Origin of the sequence: Vibrio sp. 5S239, from assembly GCF_041439575.1 — a bacterium.
Lineage (GTDB): Bacteria > Pseudomonadota > Gammaproteobacteria > Enterobacterales > Vibrionaceae > Vibrio > Vibrio kanaloae.
The window spans coordinates 1-17818 of the sequence record NZ_JBGOOM010000018.1; the positions used below are offsets into that span (position 1 = coordinate 1).

Consider the following 17818-nt stretch of genomic DNA (forward strand, 5'->3'; position numbering starts at 1 on the left):
CAGATGATTCACTCGTTTAGCGGTGAACAGCGCTTCATACGACTTCACGTCGCACGCCCCACAGTTGTTTAAATGACGTGACTATTTGAATTTTATTCAAGCCACTTTTCATTACCAAGTTTAGCAATGAATGTGTGAAAAAATTGACCTAATGAGGTTAATTCGCTTCAAAGCGCTGCATGACAAATTCGATAAATAGGCGTACCCGCATCGGCAGATGATCCCGATCGCGATAGAGCATAAACAGTGTGCGTTCTTTGCTACGCCAGTTGGGCAATACATGGCTCATTTCACCCTGCGCGATCATTGGCAACGCAAAATAATCCGGTACATACCCAATCCCTAAGCCCGTCTTTATAGCGTGAGTTAGCATCACAATTTCATCCAATTCCAGTCTGACGCTTTTTTGCGAGTAATAGTTGAATTCTTCGCCACTCTCTTTGTGTATCAGTTGCCATGGTGTCATCGGATGGCAAATGATTGTTGGATGATCGCATAATTTGTCTGGTGTGATTATTGTCGAAATATCGTAATCAGGATGAGAGCACAAGATGAAGTGAATGTGTTTTAACTGCCGAGCAATCCAGTTATCGACTACTACGTTTCCGACACGAAAAACCACATCCATTCCTTCGGCTTCGATATCAATCAATGAATTTGATAGGTTCAGATCCAGCTTAATATCCGGATACTGAAGTAAGAAATCATAAAAAATCGTGCGCAGAAATTGCGAACCTGCGTTGATTGGCGCGGATATACGAATTTTTCCCTGTGGTTGATGTTTATCTCGATGCAGGTCTTCGTCGATATTATCAAGTTCATCAAATAATAAGGCTGAACGTTGAAAGTATTGCTCGCCAGTACTGGTCAGGACAATCCGGTGTGCGTCGCGGTTGAGCAGGCGAAGTTGCAAATCGGCCTCTAACTGACGGATGCGGCGGCTTAAGGTTGAGAGCGGCATACCCAAAGATAGTGCTGCGTCTTTAAAACTGCCTGAACGTGCTACAGCACAAAAACAACGCAGATCGTCTAACGAATAATTAGGTTTCATAAATGGCATTTACCGTCTTAGTTTTGCTTGTTTATCTAACTATTGAAATCAATACACTAGAGAACACATTTTGACAAGTCATTCGGAGTGACGATGAAATTTGATTCAACTTTTAAAGCCGCTGTTCTGCTCATTATCTGTACTTTCTTTTGGGGCAGTTGTTTTCCTATTGGTAAACTCGTATTAAACGAAGTGCACGCGCTGACACTAGTGTTCTGGCGTTTTATAATTGCGGCTTCGTGTCTGGCGATATACCTCAAAGCGGCGCGGATGCCCAAGCCTTACTTAAGTTTGTGGCAATGGTGTTGGGTCATCGCCGTTAGCGTTGTGGGCGTGGGTGGGCTCAATCTTTGCTTATTTACCGGATTAGCTTACACCAATGCGACAAATGGCTCGTTAATCATGGCGCTCAGCCCACTGATGACTTCGCTGATTACGTGTATTGCTTTGAGAACGCTGCCGTCTTTCGCCCAGTGTTTTAGTCTGCTAGTTAGCTTGACCGGCGTACTGATCGTAATCACCAATGGGCATCCGAAAGAACTGCTCTCAATGCAAATCAACCACGGTGATAAACTCATCTTTTGCGGCATGTTGGCTTGGAGTTTGTACACTTACTTCAGTCAGGGTATCAGTCGCTGGATGCCTGTTATTTCTTATACTTTTGTCGGTATGCTAAGCGGAGCGACGGTGATTGGTGCGATGTGTCTGGCATCGCCAGAAGTACTTCCGTTCACTGAGCTTTGGAATAGTAGCGCGTTGGGAGTATCGGAAGTGGTGTATATCGGAGTTTTTGGTACGGTTGCTGGTTATTTGCTGTGGTTAAATGGTGTGCGTCACCTCGGCTCGGCGAATGCTGCACTGTTTTTTAACTTTGTACCGATTTTCTCTGCGCTGACTTCATTTATGCTCGGACAGGCAGTCACTCCGTTACAATTGATCGGTATTGCGATTGTTATTGCAGGCCTACTGCTACCATGTATTCAAAGTTTTAAACGCACGTCGCGAACCTGCACTTAATTTTAAATCAGGAACTTAATCTATCAATATACAAAGGCAGGAGGTCTCTTTTCCTTACCAAAAGCTATACGAAATTCTCGAATTATCTGCATCTTGATTGTGTAAGTGGTGCTGTCTGAGCATTAAGTTCTGTTCAAAGCTGTTTAGTTTTAGTTCTAATAATCATAATTTAAATGAAAGCATAAGAATGGTGTTATTTGAGGGCTTTAGATATTGAGGCTTAATTGCTCTCTTGTATTAGAATCAGGTGAGCTATTTATCGATGGCTTGAAGGTATCGGATAGGGTGTGAACAACACTGGATACTGTCGAGTCGACCACGAAGCGGGTAAGACAGGTTTCATCGAGACGGTCATAATAGAGAACCTGGTATTCTATTATGACCGTCTACTTGTTCTTATTGTTGTCCTATTTTACTTCTCCATCACCCCTGAACCTCAGTGAACCATGATTGATCAAAGAGCTTTGTTGTGTTGCTTCGTATTAGGCCTCTCAGCAACGGCTTTAGCATGTAGGGTTATGATTGTAGAGAAATGTGAAACGATGGCTAATATCGACTCTCTTCATTATTGCATGTGAAAGTATACACGTTCCTCTTTAGCCTATTTATCCTTTTATGACAGTCAAGGTGGATATGGATCTAGGCACTATCTCGCTGAGCGTGTTTATGGATTGTCGCCTGTCGGATATCGGCGGGGTCAAGTCACGCTCAATCAAAGTCCCAAGAAAAACCAACACTCACATCACCATCCTCATTCGACTGCATACGAGTCCTGATATCACTTTTCGGAAAGTGAGTGACGTAGCATTTTACATCTTGGTTTTTAGTCGAGTCTGGATGCGAGCCAAGCTGCTCTTTGCTTATCTGTGTGCATTTGTCTCCAGTAAAAGCATTTGATTCGGATGTCGCGTCAATAGCATAGGGGGAGTTTCCCCATGAGTTGTCGTTTGCGATCTTGTACTCAGTATCAAGGTTATCCACAAATATGCCATTGGCTATACTAGGCTCTGCGGTCATAAATAATGCAATGGATAGGAAAATGTGTTTTTTCATAATGGTCATTTTTATTCATCATTCTGTTTACTAAGGTGGTATATGTTAAGTAGTAGCCATCAAAAAATCAATAATAATTTATCGTTTTACGATAAATTATTATTGATTTTTATTTTTAACTGATTAGTATTGCTAAAAAGCTAATCAATTATAAGGTCTATCATGTCGAAACAATCCATCAGCAACTTTAGCCGTAAACTTCTTACTCTATTCTGGTTTTCTATAGTGTTTTCAGTTGTGCTGAATACCGTATTCTGGTTTAGCGCTACTATGTTCAATGCAGAATGGTTTAATGCCAGTTTTCCGATTGAAGTGTCACTCCCTTTATCTACAGGGCGCTCTTTGATCGGTTACTTCCCTAGCATGATTTCTACACTACTTACAGTGGCATTATTGTGGCAGTTAATTGTGCTATTTCGTTTGTACGAGAAGGGAATTATTTTTGAACTTCAGAACTCTGAGTGCTTTAAAAAACTCAGCTATCTATTAATTGCTACGCCGTTTGTTGAACTTCTGATGGACGTACTTCTTAGCTTAGCTCTATCTTTCAATGATGGTAATTGGAACATGTCGTTTACAATCGACGATAGCGATATAACTATGATGATCATCGGTTTTATTGTGAGAGTAATTGCAGTTGTGATGGAAAAAGCAGCCGTTCTACAAGAAGAAAGCGAGCTGACAATTTAGTATGGCGATTATAATCAATCTGGATGTCATGTTGGCAAAGCGGAAGATGCGATCAAACGAGTTAGCCAAGCTCATTGGTATTACTGAACAAAACTTATCCGTTCTCAAAAATGGGCGAGCAAAGGCGGTCAAATTAGCGACGCTGGAAGCTATATGTACTCATCTAAATTGTCAACCGGGAGACATTTTAGAATATGTACCGAATAGCCAAGAGGATTCACCATCGTGACGTATCGCTGATAAAATTAATCTCAAAGGTGAGGAGTTTCAACATCTCTTTACCTTTGTCTACTTGAGCCACTATTGCTCCCGAAGCAATGTATCCTTAACGTCGAAACGTATTCCTGTGCATTTCCGTATTAGTTTCTAGCGAATCTTGTCCATATTTATAGTGAATATCAATTTATAGTTATTCACTCATTCCAATCATTAGAAAACAAGTCTGCCTTACTTATAAGTAACAATACTTTACTTAATTCTTAACAAGCCTATTGACCCAATCACACCGTTCGATATTATGGACGTCTAGATATCTAAGTGTCTTTATTTTTTATATGGAGTGACCATGAGAAGCTGTAAAAAAATCGCAATATTGCTACTGGCATTAACATTTGTATTGGGCGTAACAGGATGCGAGAAAAAAGACGAATCGGTTATCAAAATTGGTGCAACGGTGGGTCCACATGCTCAAGTTGTAGAGGCGGTCGCTAAAGAAGCAGAAAAGCAAGGGATTAACATTGAAGTGGTTGAATTTTCGGATTATATCACCCCGAATGCTGCGTTAAGCGATGGAAGTATTGACCTTAATAGCTATCAACATCAGCCGTTCCTCGATAACTATAACGATAATCACAACAGTAATTTAGTCTCGATTGGCCGTTCAATTTTGATGCGTATGGGAGTTTACTCCAACAAATACACTGCACTTGACGCGCTCCCTGAGAATGCTCGTATTGCGATCCCGAACGATCCGACTAATGGCGGCCGTGGGTTACTGCTACTTGAAGATGCAGGATTGATTTCGTTGAAAGAAGACGTTGGCTTTAGCGCCTCTTTGAAAGATATCGTCGCCAACCCAAAAAACATTATATTTGTTGAAGTAGAGGCTGCTCAACTGCCACGTACACTTGATGATGTAGATGCAGCAGCAATTACTATGAACTATGTGATGTCTTCTGGACTTGACCCGAAGAAACAGGGGATTTACTTGGAACCCAAAAATGCACCCTTGGCGGTAATGGTTGTTGCTGCACGAAATGAAGATAAAAACAAAAAAGTGTTTGAAACAATCCTCTCGATTTATCACTCTAAAGAAATGAATGACTTCTTAGATGCTACCTTTAAAGGCACCATCGAAGCGGCTAATTAAGCCAGACAGCAAGGTCCATCTCATTGTGTAACAAAGCCGGGTAAGTCATGAGTGACTGGTAGATAGTTGTACAGTGAGGGTATGTATTGTTAGTAAGCAGAGCATGTGTCTAATGCTCTGCTTGCTATCTCATTTGTAAATGGTTGGATTCAGAGTCGCTATTTAATAATGTCAGCAACATTTGCGATTAAACGACCAAGTTCCTCCCATTTTTCGTCATCGATAAGATCTGATGGGATCATCCATGTTCCGCCACAGGCAAACACGGCAGGAAGGGCTAGATAGTCATTGACATTTTTAGGGCTAATCCCGCCCGTTGGCATAAAGCTTACAGGATAAACCGCTGTGAGTGCTTTTAGCATATTCACACCGCCTGAAGGCTCAGCTGGAAAGAATTTTAATGTATCGAGGCCGAGTTCTATAGCTTGTTCAACAAGGCTAGGGTTATTGACACCTGGTACGATTTGTACGCCACGCTGCTGACAGTATTTGATGGTTGTTGGATTGAGCCCTGGGCTTACCACGAAATCGACCCCTGCTTCTATTGACTCGTCTACTTGCTGAGTGGTGATGACCGTTCCCGAGCCGATTAGCATGTCAGGGTAAGCTTTGCGCATATTTTTAATCGCTTGTGGCGCGGCTGGAGTACGGAAAGTCACCTCAGCGCAAGGAAGGCCATTATCAACGAGAATTTTTGCGAGCTTACCCGCTTTACTTGCATCTTTAATAGTAATTACAGGGACGACTTTTATGTCACTTAAACGTTGTTTAACAGTGGTCATGGCTTGTCCTTAGTCTAATCGAAGTTTGTCGAAATAATATGAATTAAAAAATGCCCTAACGCTATGATTAAATGCCATTTTTATTTAGAGTTGAACTCTGTTTATACTTAGGGATACCGACTAAATGCATACTTGGAATAATGCGATAAAAACAGCACTTGAACCTTTGGCAAATAGTGACAAAGCGCTACAGATGCAAGCTTACATGCGTCATCGGTTTCATTTCTATGGAATTCAGGCAACACAAAGAAGAGAGGTTTTGAAGCCTCTTTTTACAAAAGAACAGCTCCCCAATATCGCTGACTTACCTCGTATTATCAGAGAGCTATGGTTACTTCCTGAAAGGGAGTTTCAAATGGTTGCTGTCGACTTGCTCATTAAACGCAAAAAGCAGCTTCCAGAAACATTCTTAGCTGAAGTAGAGTGGTTGATCATAACGAAATCATGGTGGGACACAGTTGATTTGCTCGCTTCACACATTGTTGCCGCCCTGCATATCAACCATACTGCTCAAACTCAAGACTATATAAGCCGTTGGCGCGTCTCTGATAATATCTGGTTAAGGCGGTCCGCATTGCTTTATCAATTAAAGTTCAAACAGCAGACTAACGAAAGCCTTCTTTTTGAAGTAATCAAAGAAAATCAGGCTGATGAGGAATTCTTTATACAAAAAGCGATAGGTTGGGCATTACGGGAGTTCTCGAAAACTAACGCAAATTCTGTGGAGTCGTTTATTGACCAGCAAAACATTCAAGGGTTGGCAAGGCGAGAAGGACTGAAATGGCTGAATTGTGATGATTAGTTTCAATCCTTCATATGTAAGTCTTGAGATGATTTTCCTGATTCTTCGACCTAGATTGAATACTTGTCCCTCAGGGCCAATTACCTTATGCTTTTTACCAGTCAAACATTGAGGAATGCCAGCGAGGATTCACTGGCATTGCTACTAAATGTAATGTCTAACCCCTTACCGTGTTATACATGAATAACCTAATGATCCTGAGATCTTATCAACTTATCCTTGATTACTCTGCTTGTAACGGTCAAAAATAACAGCGGCTAGTAATATAATGCCTCGGACGACATATTGAGAAAACGGCGACATGTTAAGCAGGTTCATCGCATTTTCTACCGTTCCCAGAATCAATACCCCAGCAATAACATAGGACACTTTGCCTATGCCACCTTTGAGAGATACTCCCCCGAGCACACAAGCTGAAATGACGACCAATTCGAAACCTACGGAGGTCATTGGTTGACCACTTGTCATACGCGCCGCCAAAATAACCCCTGCAAGCGCTGAGATTAACCCTGATACGGTGAAAATGATCATCTTAGTTTTGACCACATTGACACCAGCCAAACGCGCCGCCTCTTCGTTACCACCTATCGCTAACGTATTGCGACCGTAAACAGTGCGATTGAGAAGAAAAGCGAATAGAGCAAAAGTAATCATGGTCAGCCATATCGGTGTCGGAATTCCTAGGATGGATGAGTTACCCAAAGCAAAAAATTTCTCTTCTGTGATACCTACTGCTCTGCCGTCGGAGATGATGTAGCCGAGACCACGAGCGATCTGCATGGTTGCTAACGTAGTGATTAACGCATTGATTTTCAGTTTCGCTATCACGAAACCGTTAAGTAGCCCAAATGCTGCACCAGACAATAAGCCAGCACCAATACCAAGTACCAAACTGCTCGTTGCATTAATTGCTACTGCGGTCACGACACCTGAACAGGCGATAATTGAAGCGACAGACAGGTCGAGATCACCGCAAGCTAAGCAGAACAGCATCGCACATGCCACCATGCCACTCATCGAAATAGCCAGACCAAGCCCTTTCATATTGATGAAAGTCGCAAAGTAAGGCACAAATAAGGCACATAGAATAAATAGGGCAGCGAACACGATCAGCATTCCGAATCGGTCCCAAATTCCGGCCAAATTAAAGGAGCGTTTTGCGTCCTGTGGTTCAAGAGGTTTTGTAGAGCTTGTTACAGACATAATAATATTCCTTAATTTTAAGCGTTAAGCGGCGGCCGAACCTTCTTGGTCTAACATTGCCAGACGAAGCGCAGTTTGCTCGTTAAATTCGTCGCGTTGTAATTCACCGGTCACAGCGCCTTCTTTCATGACAACGACGCGATCTGAGATACCCAATACTTCCGGTAAGTCGCTGGAAACGACGAGTACGGTCACCCCGTTTTCCGCCAGCTTAAAAATGAGTTCGTATATTTCTGACTTTGCTCCAACATCGATACCGCGGGTAGGCTCATCTAACAAGATGACGCTCATTGCTGTTGACAACCAACGGGCAAGAATGACTTTCTGCTGGTTACCACCGGACAGTTTTCCAATAGGTTGTTCTAAAGAAGAAGTTTTTACATTAAGTGCTTCTTTTTGCTTCGAAGCGTTTTTTTTCTCCCAGTCGAAATCAATCAAGCTTTTGAACTTTAGATTCCAAGGGCGAGCGCTAATGTTGGTGTTTTCTTGAACCGACATGATAGGAACGATGCCGTCGGCTTTGCGGTCTTCCGAGCACAGCGTAATGCCAGCTCGAATGGCATCTTGCGGGGTTTTCACGCCAATTTTGATATTGTGAAGAAACAGGTCTCCTGCATTTTTCTTATCGGCACCAAAAATAAGGCGAGTTAGCTCGGTTCGTCCAGCTCCCACTAAGCCAAATAGCCCTAAAATTTCACCTTGTTTGATATCCATTGATAGCGGCTGGCTTAACCCTGGGCCTTCGAAGTTTTCTATACGCAGGCCACTTTGACCATGCTGACGTGAACGATAGTTGTAGATATCGTTGATTTCGCGACCTACCATCAATTCCACTAAGCGGTCATGAGTCAGTTCTGACATATCATGGAATGATTGCACGTGCTCACCATCTTTGAAGATAGTAATTGCATCACAAAGGTCGAATATTTCTTCCATACGATGTGATACATACATGATGACTTTTCCAGAATCACGCAGTTCACGAATAACCTTAAATAGATTCTTAATTTCTCGTTGCGATAAGCTACTGGTTGGCTCATCAAAAGCGATAATTTGTGCATTGCGACTCAATGCTTTGGCAATCTCAACCATTTGCCATTGGCCAATAGAAAGATCCTTTAGTTGGCATGAAGGATCGAAGGTTTCACCTAAGCGTTCTAACTGAACTCGTGCATTTCTGTTTAGAGTTTCGGTGTCCACTCGGCCGCCCTTGGTTGGCAACTGTCCAAGATAAATATTCTCGGCAACCGTCAGCTCAGGAACGAGGTTGAGCTCTTGATAAATAATGGCAATACCGTGAGCAAGGGCATCATTAGTTGAGTTTAGCGCTACTTCTTTACCGTCAATGGCGATATGACCGTCAGTTGGTTGATGAAATCCGCTGAGAGTCTTGAGAAGCGTTGATTTACCAGCACCATTTTCGCCCATCAAAGCGTGAACACTGCCCGCATCGGCGCGGAAGCTAACGTTGTTCAATGCTTTAACACCGGGGAAGTGCTTAGAGATATTGCGAAACTCTATGTAAGAGGGGGACTTAGCCATGACATTCTCTCCGTTAAGTCAGGTGGTGACGACCCCATAAGGTCGCCACCGAAAGTGAGCTTATAGCCCTTTCTTAGCTAGTTCGTCTTTGAAGTTATCACGCGTGATAAGTACAACGTCTGTAACTTCTACAAACTTCTCTGGCTGGATATCGTCGGTCACCCATTTGTAAAGTGACTCGATACTTTTGTAGCCATGTACGTCTGGGCTAGGTAGCAGTGAACCGTAGAACCCTGTCGGCTGAGATTTAGCCAGTTCGTTCACTGCATCGACGCCATTGATACCAATACCGATTACGTCGTTTGCACTGAACCCCTGACCTTCAGTAGCTCGTACACCGCCTAGTACAGTATTGTCGTTCATGCCTAAAACTAGCCACTGCTTAACGGTTGGGTATTGAACAAGCAGAGAGTTTGCTGCGTCTAGCGCACCTGGGATGTCGTTGGTTTTCGTTGGTACACGATAGATCTGATCGACAGGGAAGCCAGCTTGTTCTAGTGCCGAAATCGAGCCATCTACACGACGACGTGCTGTATCAAGCTCGTCAGCGGTGATTGCCATTACACCTGTTGTAGAGGCATCCCAGTTACGTCTCTGCATTTCACTGTAAAGCTCCGTTCCTTGGCGCTCGCCGATAGCGGTTGCTGCCATCATAACCAATGGAACGTTGGTCATCGGCTCGCCTTTCGCATTCAGGAATTGGTCATCGACTGTCACAACTTTCAGGTCATAACTTTTTGCCTTCGCCATAATTGCAGGACCTAATTTAGGATCAGGTGTGCAAATAACGAAACCTTTCGCACCTTGTGCCGCCAGTGTGTCGATAGCATTAAGGGTTTTTTCGCCATCGGGCACAGCCATTTTTACGACTTCAAAGCCTAAATCTTTACCTGCTTTTTCAGCGAATGACCATTCTGTTTGGAACCATGGTTCCTCCGGTTGCTTAACTAGGTAGCCTAATCGAGTTTCATCGTTAGAGCCGAAAAAGGCATTGGCAGAAGCGCTTAGTAAAGTAATGCCAGATAAGGCCGCGACTGTGAGTAGTTTTTTTAGTTTCATTGTTATCCATCCGCTGGTAGAGGTGAGTGTTCGCCCTACATATTTGTGGATCTTGGAATAATTATTAGTGATAAGAATCACAGCTGAGGAATGTAGCGTTTTTGTCCATTTATTTAGCCGCAGAGACTATGATGTAGCTCTCGGTTGGTGGGTTTTTCGTGATTTGAGATTAATTTGTCAGCACTTGAAATGTTAAATTTGCTAATTGTTGTGTGATTCTAGCTCGATTTCCCCAGGTGTTAGAGAGAACACAAAAAACGTCTCGTGGCGTTTTTGTCCATAAAGTTAGCGAGCCTATTTATGGGATAACGGCTTCGCTCTCGCTATAACTGCAAGAGGATTTAGTTTGCTGACCAAAAGTTGGAGCTCTTATGGACACATTGAAAACACATCAGCAGCATGTAATTGGTTTAGATTTCGGATCGGACTCTGTACGTGCTCTTGTCGTTAATGCAGACACAGGCAAAGAAGTATCTTCGTCTGTTGTCTATTACCCAAGATGGATCAAAGGACTTTATTGTCAGCCTGATCAATCTCAGTTCAGGCATCACCCCCAAGATTATCTGGATGCGATGACCGACGCTATCCAAGAAGTGTTGAGTACAGTTTCACCTACCGTAACTTCTTCTGTCGTGGGTATTGGTGTTGATACAACTGGTTCGACACCTGCGCCAATTGATGAAAACGGTACCATTCTCGCTTTACTTCCAGAGTTCGAAAACAGCCCCAATGCGATGTTCGTTTTATGGAAGGACCATACATCGGTAACTAAAGCCGATTTGATTAATGAGCTAGCACACTCGGGAACCTATACCGATTACACCCGCTACATCGGTGGGGTGTATTCATCGGAATGGTTCTGGGCTAAAGCTGCGTGGGTCAGTGAACAAGATGAACAAATTGCAAAGCGAGCCTATAGCTGGGTAGAGCTTTGTGACTGGATTCCAGCCACTCTTTCCGGTAATCAACATCCTCAAAAACTACGCCGTAGTATTTGTGCTGCTGGGCATAAAGCCATGTGGCACGACAGCTGGGGTGGTTTGCCTGACCAAGCGTTCTTAAGCGCAATTTCTCCAACACTCGATGGTATTCGTGACCGCATGTTTTCGGATGTATTCACATCAGATCAAGCGGCTGGGTATCTCTCGAAAGAGTGGGCAGAGCGATTGGGACTACCGGAAGGTATTGCCATCGCCATTGGTGAGTTTGATTGCCATATGGGTGCCGTTGGAGCGGGTGCTGGCGCCAATGACTTAGTGAAAGTCATTGGAACCTCGACCTGTGACATTTTAATGGTGGAAGCAGAGCAGGTCGGTGACCGCACTATTCATGGGATTTGTGGCCAAGTAGAAGGCAGTGCTATGCCCGAGTTGCTCGCTTTAGAAGCGGGGCAATCAGCGTTTGGTGATATGTACGCTTGGTTTAAAAACGTATTGATGTGGCCATTGCAGGCTTATGTAGAGCGTAACCCAGACTTTGCGTTGACCGCGGAAGAGATCGCTTCTGACTTACTGCCCATGCTTTCGGAAGCGGCAGAGCAGCAAGGCATTGATCAGTACACACCAGTGGCAATGGATTGGCTTAATGGTCGACGTACACCCTATGCAAATCAGCGTTTAAAAGGTGCAATTTGCGATTTGAATCTTGGCAGTGCTTCACCCGCTATATTCTCAGCGCTTGTAGAGTCGACAGCGCATGGTGCAAAAGCGATTGTGGATTGCTTTATTGAACAAGACGTAACCGTTGAACGCGTGATTGCCATTGGTGGTATTGCTCAGAAATCACCGTATGTAATGCAAATGTGTGCTGATGTGATAGGCCGCGAAATCGTCGTCGTAGAGTCGGAGCAATGTTGTGCCTTGGGAGCTGCGATATTTGCTGCAGTAGCCGCGGGCGTTTACCCAAATACCAAAGCAGCACAAAGTGTGATGGCCAGCCCCGTTCGTCAAGCCTATTTACCACACCCAGAAGTACAAGCGATGAGAGCGGAGCGATATGCGACCTATCGTCAATTAGGGCAGCACATGGAGCAGCTTGCTGAATTTCATCAATCTCAGGAGCGTGACAATGTCTGAACAAACAGTATGGAGCGACGTTGATCTAACCACAGAACGCCTTAAAGCACTTCGTCATCAAGTTTGGCAAGCCAATATGGACCTCCAGCGCCATAACCTTGTGACCTTCACTTGGGGGAATGTTTCAGGCATCGACCGTAAGTCAGGTTTGGTCGTCATTAAACCGAGTGGTGTTGAATACAGCGAACTCAGCGCCGACAACATGGTAATTGTGGATCTACAAGGCCGAATCGTTGAGGGAGAGATGAATCCTTCTTCAGATACCGCGACGCATTTAGAGCTTTACCGTCAATATCCCGATATTGGCGGTATTGTCCATACTCATTCGCCACAAGCGACAGCATGGGCTCAAGCAGGTCGCGCCATTCCGGCACTGGGTACCACTCACGCGGACTATTTCTATGGTCAAATCGATTGTACTCGAGCATTGAGTGACAAAGAGATTGCTGAAGATTATGAGTTAAACACCGGCAAAGTGATTGTTGAAACCATTGGTGACGGAGACGCGATGGCTGCTCCCGGTATTCTTGTTAAAGAGCACGCGCCGTTTACTTGGGGGAAAGATCCACATCAAGCTGTACATAATGCTGTGGTGGTGGAGGTGGTTGCTGGTATGGCATTACAAACATTACAAATCAACTCGAGCGTAAGTTCGATTAATCCATCGCTCTTGGATAAACACTATTTACGTAAGCACGGCGCAAACGCCTACTACGGTCAAACCAAAAAATAAGGATACATGATGAATATTTTCAATGAGAAACAAGTATGGTTTGTGACAGGTTCTCAGCATCTGTATGGCCCAAAAGTTTTAGAAAGTGTGGCAAATAACAGTGAAGAAATCATTGCTGGTCTAAATGCAGCTCCAGGAATTTCTGTAGACATCGCTAACAAAGGCACAGTAAAAACGCCTGACGAAATCCTTGCTGTCTGCCGTGCAGCGAACAACGATCCGAATTGTGTCGGCTTAATGCTCTGGATGCACACCTTCTCTCCCGCGAAAATGTGGATTGCAGGCTTAACTCAACTTAACAAACCATTCCTACATCTACATACACAGTTTAATGCGCAACTGCCATGGGATGAGATTGACATGGATTTCATGAATCTCAATCAAAGTGCGCATGGTTGTCGCGAGTTCGGTTTTATTGGTACTCGTCTGAATATTGAGCGAAAAGTGGTTGTGGGCCACTGGAAAGACGAGCAAGTGCATAAAGATGTTGATGAATGGTGTCGCGCCGCAATTGGTGTAGAAGCCGGCAAACAACTTAAAGTTGCACGCTTTGGTGACAACATGCGCCAAGTCGCCGTAACGGAAGGCAATAAAGTCTCTGCACAAATTCAATTTGGTTACGAAGTGAATGCTTATGGGCTGGGTGAGCTGAGTGATGTAGTCAACTCGGTATCAGAATCAGATGTAAATCATTTGCTTGACGAATATGCATCAACCTATGAGATGGCGCCAGAGCTTCTAAATGATAAAGACCAAAAGATATTGATGGTGCAAGAAGCTCGTCTCGAGTTGGGTATGGAATCTTTCCTCAATTCGGTTGGTGCGAGCGCTTTCACTAATACGTTCGAAAACTTAACGGGCCTAACGAATCTACCAGGACTCGCGACACAGCGATTGATGAGTAAAGGCTTTGGTTATGGTGGTGAGGGTGACTGGAAAACGGCTGCTATGACTCACATTATTAAAGTAATGGGGCAAGGTAGGGAAGGCGGAACTTCATTTATGGAAGATTACACCTACAACTTTGGCGGGAAAGGTCAGGTTTTGGGGGCTCATATGCTCGAGGTCTGTCCATCTATCGCCGCGGTGAAACCTAAACTAGAGATCCACCGTCACACAATAGGTTGTCGTTGTGATATCCCACGTCTGATTTTTAGTGGTCAATCTGGTGAAGCACTGAATGTATCTGTTATCGACCTTGGTGATCGCTTTAGAATGGTGGTGAATATGGTTGATACTATTACTCCACCAGCATCATTACCGCATCTTCCTGTTGCTCATGCATTGTGGGAGCCACAACCTAGCCTTAATGTGGCAGCGGCGGCTTGGATTCACGCTGGTGGCGCGCATCATGCGGTTTATAGCCAAGCGGTAACCTTGTCTACACTGGCTGACTACGCAGAAATTCTAGGCATCGAAATGGTCGTGATTGATAATGACACTAACTTACGTCAGTTCAAACAAGACTTACGTCACAACGGCGTTTACTACCGCTAATTAATCTCAATAATGTGCTCCTACAAGGGAGCACTTTGGAGTCAATTTGTGAATGATACAGATGTAGTTGCTACGCCCATTTATCAATTGGATAAATCATGCTGGGTACTTAAGCTCGACAGTGCGCACCCCACGAGTTTTGAACTTCAATTCGATGGTGAAATTCATTATGTTGGTGTTATTGAGGTTATGAATAACGGAAACCTGATTTCAGTATCGGAAGCTAACTGGAAGTTTCGGCACAAAACGGATCGGCTAGAGCAATGGTGTCAGGTGCAACATTCAGAAACGTTGTCGATTAACATGAATTACTATTTTTCTGGCGATGTTCTGGTGATTGAATACCTAGCGCGCAATAGCGTACCTACACGTTTAGATATCCGCCATGAAATTCGACATCTACCGCGCCCTATTGATAAGGAAGCCCCCCCTAAACCTCACTTCCCTTGGCAACATAGAAGAGACGGTCTGCCGAGTGACTTTCTATCCAAAACGGAGAAGACCGATTTTTTCAGAGAAGCGTTTTCTGCTAAACAGTGGATTATTCTGGATAAACTGTGAGGAATCACGGTGACACTATTTCGTAGCCAGAATAGACTGACATAAACCTCAATATAGATAATGCATGCAAAACAACGATCCATTAAAGCCCGGGTATAACTTTGACGCTCACCTTGTGGCTGGCCTCACTCCTATTATTGAAGGAGATGAGCTAGATTTTGTCATTGACCGACCAAATGGGATGAAAGGTTTCATTATTAACCTCACCAGCCAAGGAGAGGGTACTATTTTCCATGGCGATGAGGCTTTTGATGTAAAAGCGGGTGACTTACTGCTCTTTCCACCGAGTGCGACTCACTTTTATCATCGTAAAGAAGACAATGCCTCTTGGTTCCACCGATGGATTTATTTTCGTCCACGTGCATTTTGGAACGAATGGCTTTGCTGGCACGAACAGCATAAAGGGGTATATCTCACCAAGGGAATAGAAAGCAGCACGGTTTCAATGTTAGAGAAGCTGTTTATCGATATAGAATATATTTCCAAATCCGATATGCCTTATCGCGATGATTTAGCGATCAACCTTCTTGAACAACTGATTATTCGCTGTAAAAGTATCCAGCCAGATGTCGTCAATAAACCTCTCGACCCACGTGTGATTGAGGCGATGAACTATATGGCACAAAATTTAAGTCAAAGTTTCTCTCTAGAAGACATTGCGGATTTTACTTGTTTATCCGCTTCACGTTTAGGTCACCTATTTCGTGATGAAGTTGGTATGACGATTACTCAATGGCGAGACGACCAACGAGTCAGCCGAGCTAAGCAACTCTTGGTGACCACTAACTATTCGGTCAACAGGATAGGCAGGGTTGTCGGCTATACCGATCCCCTCTATTTTTCACGAGTCTTTAAACGCAAGTCTGGTGTTAGCCCTAAGCTTTATAGAGAGCAAATCACTTAGTCGCGGCAAGAAAATATCTTGCTTTCCCACATAATAAACTCGGTATATCGCATGAATTACCAATTGCTCGCTTTGGACCTTGATGGTACGGCACTCAGAAATGATCATACTTTAAACCCTTGGGTCAGAGACTATGTTCAAAAAATTGTAGATAAATATCATGTTGTGGTTGTTACAGGGCGCCACCATACCGCAGCAAAACCTTATTATGACCAATTGGGTGTTACCTTGCCGATTATCTGTTGCAACGGTGTTTACCAATACAACTATGTAAATAAGCAGGTTGAAAGCGGGACACCAATTCCCCCAACCTTGGCTAATGCGTTCCTGCAACTCGCTTTTGACTATGACTTGAAAATAGTGATGTACACTGATTCTGGTATGGCGGTTTGGGACCAAGACCCCATGCCATATATCTTACCTCTAAAACAATGGGCTGATAGTTATCCCATCGATAAACGACCTAAAATTTACTTTGTGGAAAACCTAGTTCAAGAACAGCAAAGAGCGGAGTGCATTTGGAAGTTTGTGGTTCAAGGCAGTACGGATAACTTCAACCAGTTTTTGCAAGAAGAGCTAATTACCACTCATTTTTCGGGTTCTATTTCAGGAACCAACCGAATTGATTTAGCCATTAAAGGACACAGTAAAGGCCGAGCGCTACTGGACTATGCATCTAATATGTCGCTTGATATAAACCGAATTGTTGCGATCGGAGACAATTTCAACGATGTTTCAATGCTTTCTATGGCGGGTTGTGGTGTCGCGATGCTAAATGCTAGCGAGAAAGTACAAAACTCCGCTGATCGGGTGACAAGCACGGACAATCAAGGAGAAGGGTTAGCTTTATTATTAAAAGAACTTTTTCCATTGAAGTGAAGCGTTAAGAGTTAACTAGTAAATGACTCGCTTTGTAGCACTTTTTCTCATGTCTTGTATGAAGACGTAGTAAGTATTTGGTCTTCGGTGTCTATTGAGATAGTATTTTACAAGAAAACGCGCATAATCTTGCTATACAACACCTAAAGAAGAAATTACCTATGACTACCTTTCAATACTACTTTCACCAACTGCCTTGCTTCGATTGTAAAAAAACAACCGTAAGTACTGATCTGGGTTGGTTAACGCCTGCGATGAAAGATGATGCTATCGCACAAATAACGGCGACGCTTGCGCAAGGTGAGGTTACGCCTGATCTTTCAGCAAACGTGGTATGTACTAAAGAGGAAGCTCGTGATTACTTATTACTGAATTTTTTCGGTTATTCGGAAGAAGAGCTAGAGAGTGGGATCGAAGCGGAAGATGAGAAAGAAGTCGCGGATGAAATCGTCGAGTTGCTAGAAGAAGGTAACGATACCATCACCTTTGAACATGAAATCGCACTGCAGTGCTGTGCAGACTGCGACGTTGAAGAAGAGTCAAACTAACTCTCGTATTAGACTAGGCACTCGCATTAAAGTCAGCGTGTTTATCAAACACG

The 17818-nt window shown here is 43.7% G+C and carries 19 protein-coding genes; 13 read left to right on the forward strand and 6 right to left on the reverse strand.

The annotated features are described in order from the left end of the window. Window positions 1-157 precede the first annotated feature (157 nt). Entirely contained in the window at window positions 158-1060 is a 903-nt protein-coding gene (locus tag ACED48_RS14060) for a LysR family transcriptional regulator (RefSeq protein WP_017058026.1), read from the reverse strand. Between the two features lie 84 nt (window positions 1061-1144). Here ACED48_RS14060 and ACED48_RS14065 point away from each other — a divergent pair, with 84 nt between their 5' ends. Then, the gene (locus ACED48_RS14065; protein WP_017058027.1) at window positions 1145-2068 is read left to right on the forward strand and encodes a DMT family transporter; all 924 of its coding nucleotides are present in this window, start codon (window positions 1145-1147) and stop codon (window positions 2066-2068) included. Window positions 2069-2355: 287 nt separating this feature from the next. Continuing rightward, window positions 2356-2511 carry a hypothetical protein gene (locus tag ACED48_RS14070; protein WP_158006794.1) on the forward strand — a complete coding sequence of 52 codons (156 nt, stop codon included), beginning with the start codon at window positions 2356-2358 and terminating at the stop codon, window positions 2509-2511. Between the two features lie 265 nt (window positions 2512-2776). Here ACED48_RS14070 and ACED48_RS14075 read toward each other — a convergent pair whose 3' ends face one another. After that, window positions 2777-3121 carry a hypothetical protein gene (locus tag ACED48_RS14075; RefSeq protein WP_029627221.1) on the reverse strand — a complete coding sequence of 115 codons (345 nt, stop codon included), beginning with the start codon at window positions 3119-3121 and terminating at the stop codon, window positions 2777-2779. A 162-nt stretch (window positions 3122-3283) separates the two neighbouring features. Here ACED48_RS14075 and ACED48_RS14080 point away from each other — a divergent pair, with 162 nt between their 5' ends. From ACED48_RS14080 to ACED48_RS14090, 3 genes are all read left to right on the forward strand, one after another. Then, window positions 3284-3811, forward strand: coding sequence for a DUF2975 domain-containing protein (locus ACED48_RS14080; protein ID WP_017058029.1), 528 nt, complete (start codon window positions 3284-3286; stop codon window positions 3809-3811). Window position 3812: 1 nt separating this feature from the next. After that, window positions 3813-4040 carry a helix-turn-helix transcriptional regulator gene (locus tag ACED48_RS14085; protein WP_017058030.1) on the forward strand — a complete coding sequence of 76 codons (228 nt, stop codon included), beginning with the start codon at window positions 3813-3815 and terminating at the stop codon, window positions 4038-4040. A gap of 336 nt (window positions 4041-4376) precedes the next feature. Then, window positions 4377-5180, forward strand: a complete 804-nt coding sequence (locus tag ACED48_RS14090; RefSeq protein WP_017058031.1) for a MetQ/NlpA family ABC transporter substrate-binding protein — start codon at window positions 4377-4379, stop codon at window positions 5178-5180. A gap of 158 nt (window positions 5181-5338) precedes the next feature. Here the strand turns inward: ACED48_RS14090 and ACED48_RS14095 are convergent, their stop codons facing one another. Beyond that, the gene (locus ACED48_RS14095) at window positions 5339-5962 is read right to left on the reverse strand and encodes a bifunctional 4-hydroxy-2-oxoglutarate aldolase/2-dehydro-3-deoxy-phosphogluconate aldolase (RefSeq protein ID WP_017058032.1); all 624 of its coding nucleotides are present in this window, start codon (window positions 5960-5962) and stop codon (window positions 5339-5341) included. Window positions 5963-6086: 124 nt separating this feature from the next. On the opposite strand from ACED48_RS14095, the gene ACED48_RS14100 reads away from it, so the two are divergent. After that, window positions 6087-6764, forward strand: coding sequence for a DNA alkylation repair protein (locus ACED48_RS14100; RefSeq protein WP_017058033.1), 678 nt, complete (start codon window positions 6087-6089; stop codon window positions 6762-6764). Window positions 6765-6977: 213 nt separating this feature from the next. On the opposite strand, the gene araH is transcribed toward ACED48_RS14100, so the two are convergent. Genes araH through ACED48_RS14115 form a run of 3 tightly spaced genes read right to left on the reverse strand, consistent with a single transcriptional unit; the run spans window position 6978 to window position 10568 of the window. Then, complete coding sequence (gene araH / locus ACED48_RS14105) at window positions 6978-7967, reverse strand: L-arabinose ABC transporter permease AraH (RefSeq protein WP_017058034.1); 990 nt, start codon at window positions 7965-7967, stop codon at window positions 6978-6980. Between the two features lie 24 nt (window positions 7968-7991). Next, window positions 7992-9509 carry an L-arabinose ABC transporter ATP-binding protein AraG gene (araG, locus tag ACED48_RS14110; protein ID WP_017058035.1) on the reverse strand — a complete coding sequence of 506 codons (1518 nt, stop codon included), beginning with the start codon at window positions 9507-9509 and terminating at the stop codon, window positions 7992-7994. 60 nt (window positions 9510-9569) lie between these two features. Then, entirely contained in the window at window positions 9570-10568 is a 999-nt protein-coding gene (locus tag ACED48_RS14115) for an arabinose ABC transporter substrate-binding protein (RefSeq protein ID WP_017058036.1), read from the reverse strand. 371 nt (window positions 10569-10939) lie between these two features. Here ACED48_RS14115 and ACED48_RS14120 point away from each other — a divergent pair, with 371 nt between their 5' ends. The 7 genes from ACED48_RS14120 (at window position 10940) to ACED48_RS14150 (ending at window position 17765) form a co-directional block, all read left to right on the forward strand. Beyond that, entirely contained in the window at window positions 10940-12643 is a 1704-nt protein-coding gene (locus ACED48_RS14120; RefSeq protein ID WP_017058037.1) for a ribulokinase, read from the forward strand. Further along, window positions 12636-13376: an L-ribulose-5-phosphate 4-epimerase gene (locus tag ACED48_RS14125; RefSeq protein WP_017058038.1), complete on the forward strand. Its 741-nt coding sequence runs from the start codon at window positions 12636-12638 to the stop codon at window positions 13374-13376. Before ACED48_RS14120 ends, ACED48_RS14125 begins: the two co-directional genes overlap by 8 nt. Before the next feature lie 9 nt (window positions 13377-13385). Next, on the forward strand, window positions 13386-14873 hold the full coding sequence (araA, locus tag ACED48_RS14130; protein WP_371692196.1) for an L-arabinose isomerase: 1488 nt from the start codon (window positions 13386-13388) through the stop codon (window positions 14871-14873). Between the two features lie 48 nt (window positions 14874-14921). After that, window positions 14922-15434 (forward strand): hypothetical protein, encoded by a 513-nt coding sequence (locus tag ACED48_RS14135; RefSeq protein WP_017058040.1) that lies wholly within the window; start codon window positions 14922-14924, stop codon window positions 15432-15434. A 64-nt stretch (window positions 15435-15498) separates the two neighbouring features. Then, on the forward strand, window positions 15499-16338 hold the full coding sequence (araC, locus tag ACED48_RS14140; RefSeq protein WP_017058041.1) for an arabinose operon transcriptional regulator AraC: 840 nt from the start codon (window positions 15499-15501) through the stop codon (window positions 16336-16338). A 51-nt stretch (window positions 16339-16389) separates the two neighbouring features. Continuing rightward, on the forward strand, window positions 16390-17217 hold the full coding sequence (locus ACED48_RS14145) for a Cof-type HAD-IIB family hydrolase (RefSeq protein ID WP_017058042.1): 828 nt from the start codon (window positions 16390-16392) through the stop codon (window positions 17215-17217). Between the two features lie 161 nt (window positions 17218-17378). Beyond that, window positions 17379-17765 carry a hypothetical protein gene (locus ACED48_RS14150; RefSeq protein ID WP_017058043.1) on the forward strand — a complete coding sequence of 129 codons (387 nt, stop codon included), beginning with the start codon at window positions 17379-17381 and terminating at the stop codon, window positions 17763-17765. Window positions 17766-17818 lie beyond the last annotated feature (53 nt).

Bases quoted from the DNA above. Each gene is read 5' to 3' on its own strand.
- araG (WP_017058035.1), bottom strand. From the start codon at position 9,509: ATGGCTAAGTCCCCCTCTTACATAGAGTTTCGCAATATCTCTAAGCAC.
- ACED48_RS14075 (WP_029627221.1), bottom strand. From the start codon at position 3,121: ATGAAAAAACACATTTTCCTATCCATTGCATTATTTATGACCGCAGAG.
- ACED48_RS14065 (WP_017058027.1), top strand. From the start codon at position 1,145: ATGAAATTTGATTCAACTTTTAAAGCCGCTGTTCTGCTCATTATCTGT.
- araH (WP_017058034.1), bottom strand. From the start codon at position 7,967: ATGTCTGTAACAAGCTCTACAAAACCTCTTGAACCACAGGACGCAAAA.
- ACED48_RS14090 (WP_017058031.1), top strand. From the start codon at position 4,377: ATGAGAAGCTGTAAAAAAATCGCAATATTGCTACTGGCATTAACATTT.
- araA (WP_371692196.1), top strand. From the start codon at position 13,386: ATGAATATTTTCAATGAGAAACAAGTATGGTTTGTGACAGGTTCTCAG.
- araC (WP_017058041.1), top strand. From the start codon at position 15,499: ATGCAAAACAACGATCCATTAAAGCCCGGGTATAACTTTGACGCTCAC.
- ACED48_RS14120 (WP_017058037.1), top strand. From the start codon at position 10,940: ATGGACACATTGAAAACACATCAGCAGCATGTAATTGGTTTAGATTTC.
- ACED48_RS14060 (WP_017058026.1), bottom strand. From the start codon at position 1,060: ATGCCATTTATGAAACCTAATTATTCGTTAGACGATCTGCGTTGTTTT.
- ACED48_RS14085 (WP_017058030.1), top strand. From the start codon at position 3,813: ATGGCGATTATAATCAATCTGGATGTCATGTTGGCAAAGCGGAAGATG.
- ACED48_RS14150 (WP_017058043.1), top strand. From the start codon at position 17,379: ATGACTACCTTTCAATACTACTTTCACCAACTGCCTTGCTTCGATTGT.
- ACED48_RS14125 (WP_017058038.1), top strand. From the start codon at position 12,636: ATGTCTGAACAAACAGTATGGAGCGACGTTGATCTAACCACAGAACGC.
- ACED48_RS14080 (WP_017058029.1), top strand. From the start codon at position 3,284: ATGTCGAAACAATCCATCAGCAACTTTAGCCGTAAACTTCTTACTCTA.
- ACED48_RS14115 (WP_017058036.1), bottom strand. From the start codon at position 10,568: ATGAAACTAAAAAAACTACTCACAGTCGCGGCCTTATCTGGCATTACT.
- ACED48_RS14145 (WP_017058042.1), top strand. From the start codon at position 16,390: ATGAATTACCAATTGCTCGCTTTGGACCTTGATGGTACGGCACTCAGA.
- ACED48_RS14095 (WP_017058032.1), bottom strand. From the start codon at position 5,962: ATGACCACTGTTAAACAACGTTTAAGTGACATAAAAGTCGTCCCTGTA.
- ACED48_RS14100 (WP_017058033.1), top strand. From the start codon at position 6,087: ATGCATACTTGGAATAATGCGATAAAAACAGCACTTGAACCTTTGGCA.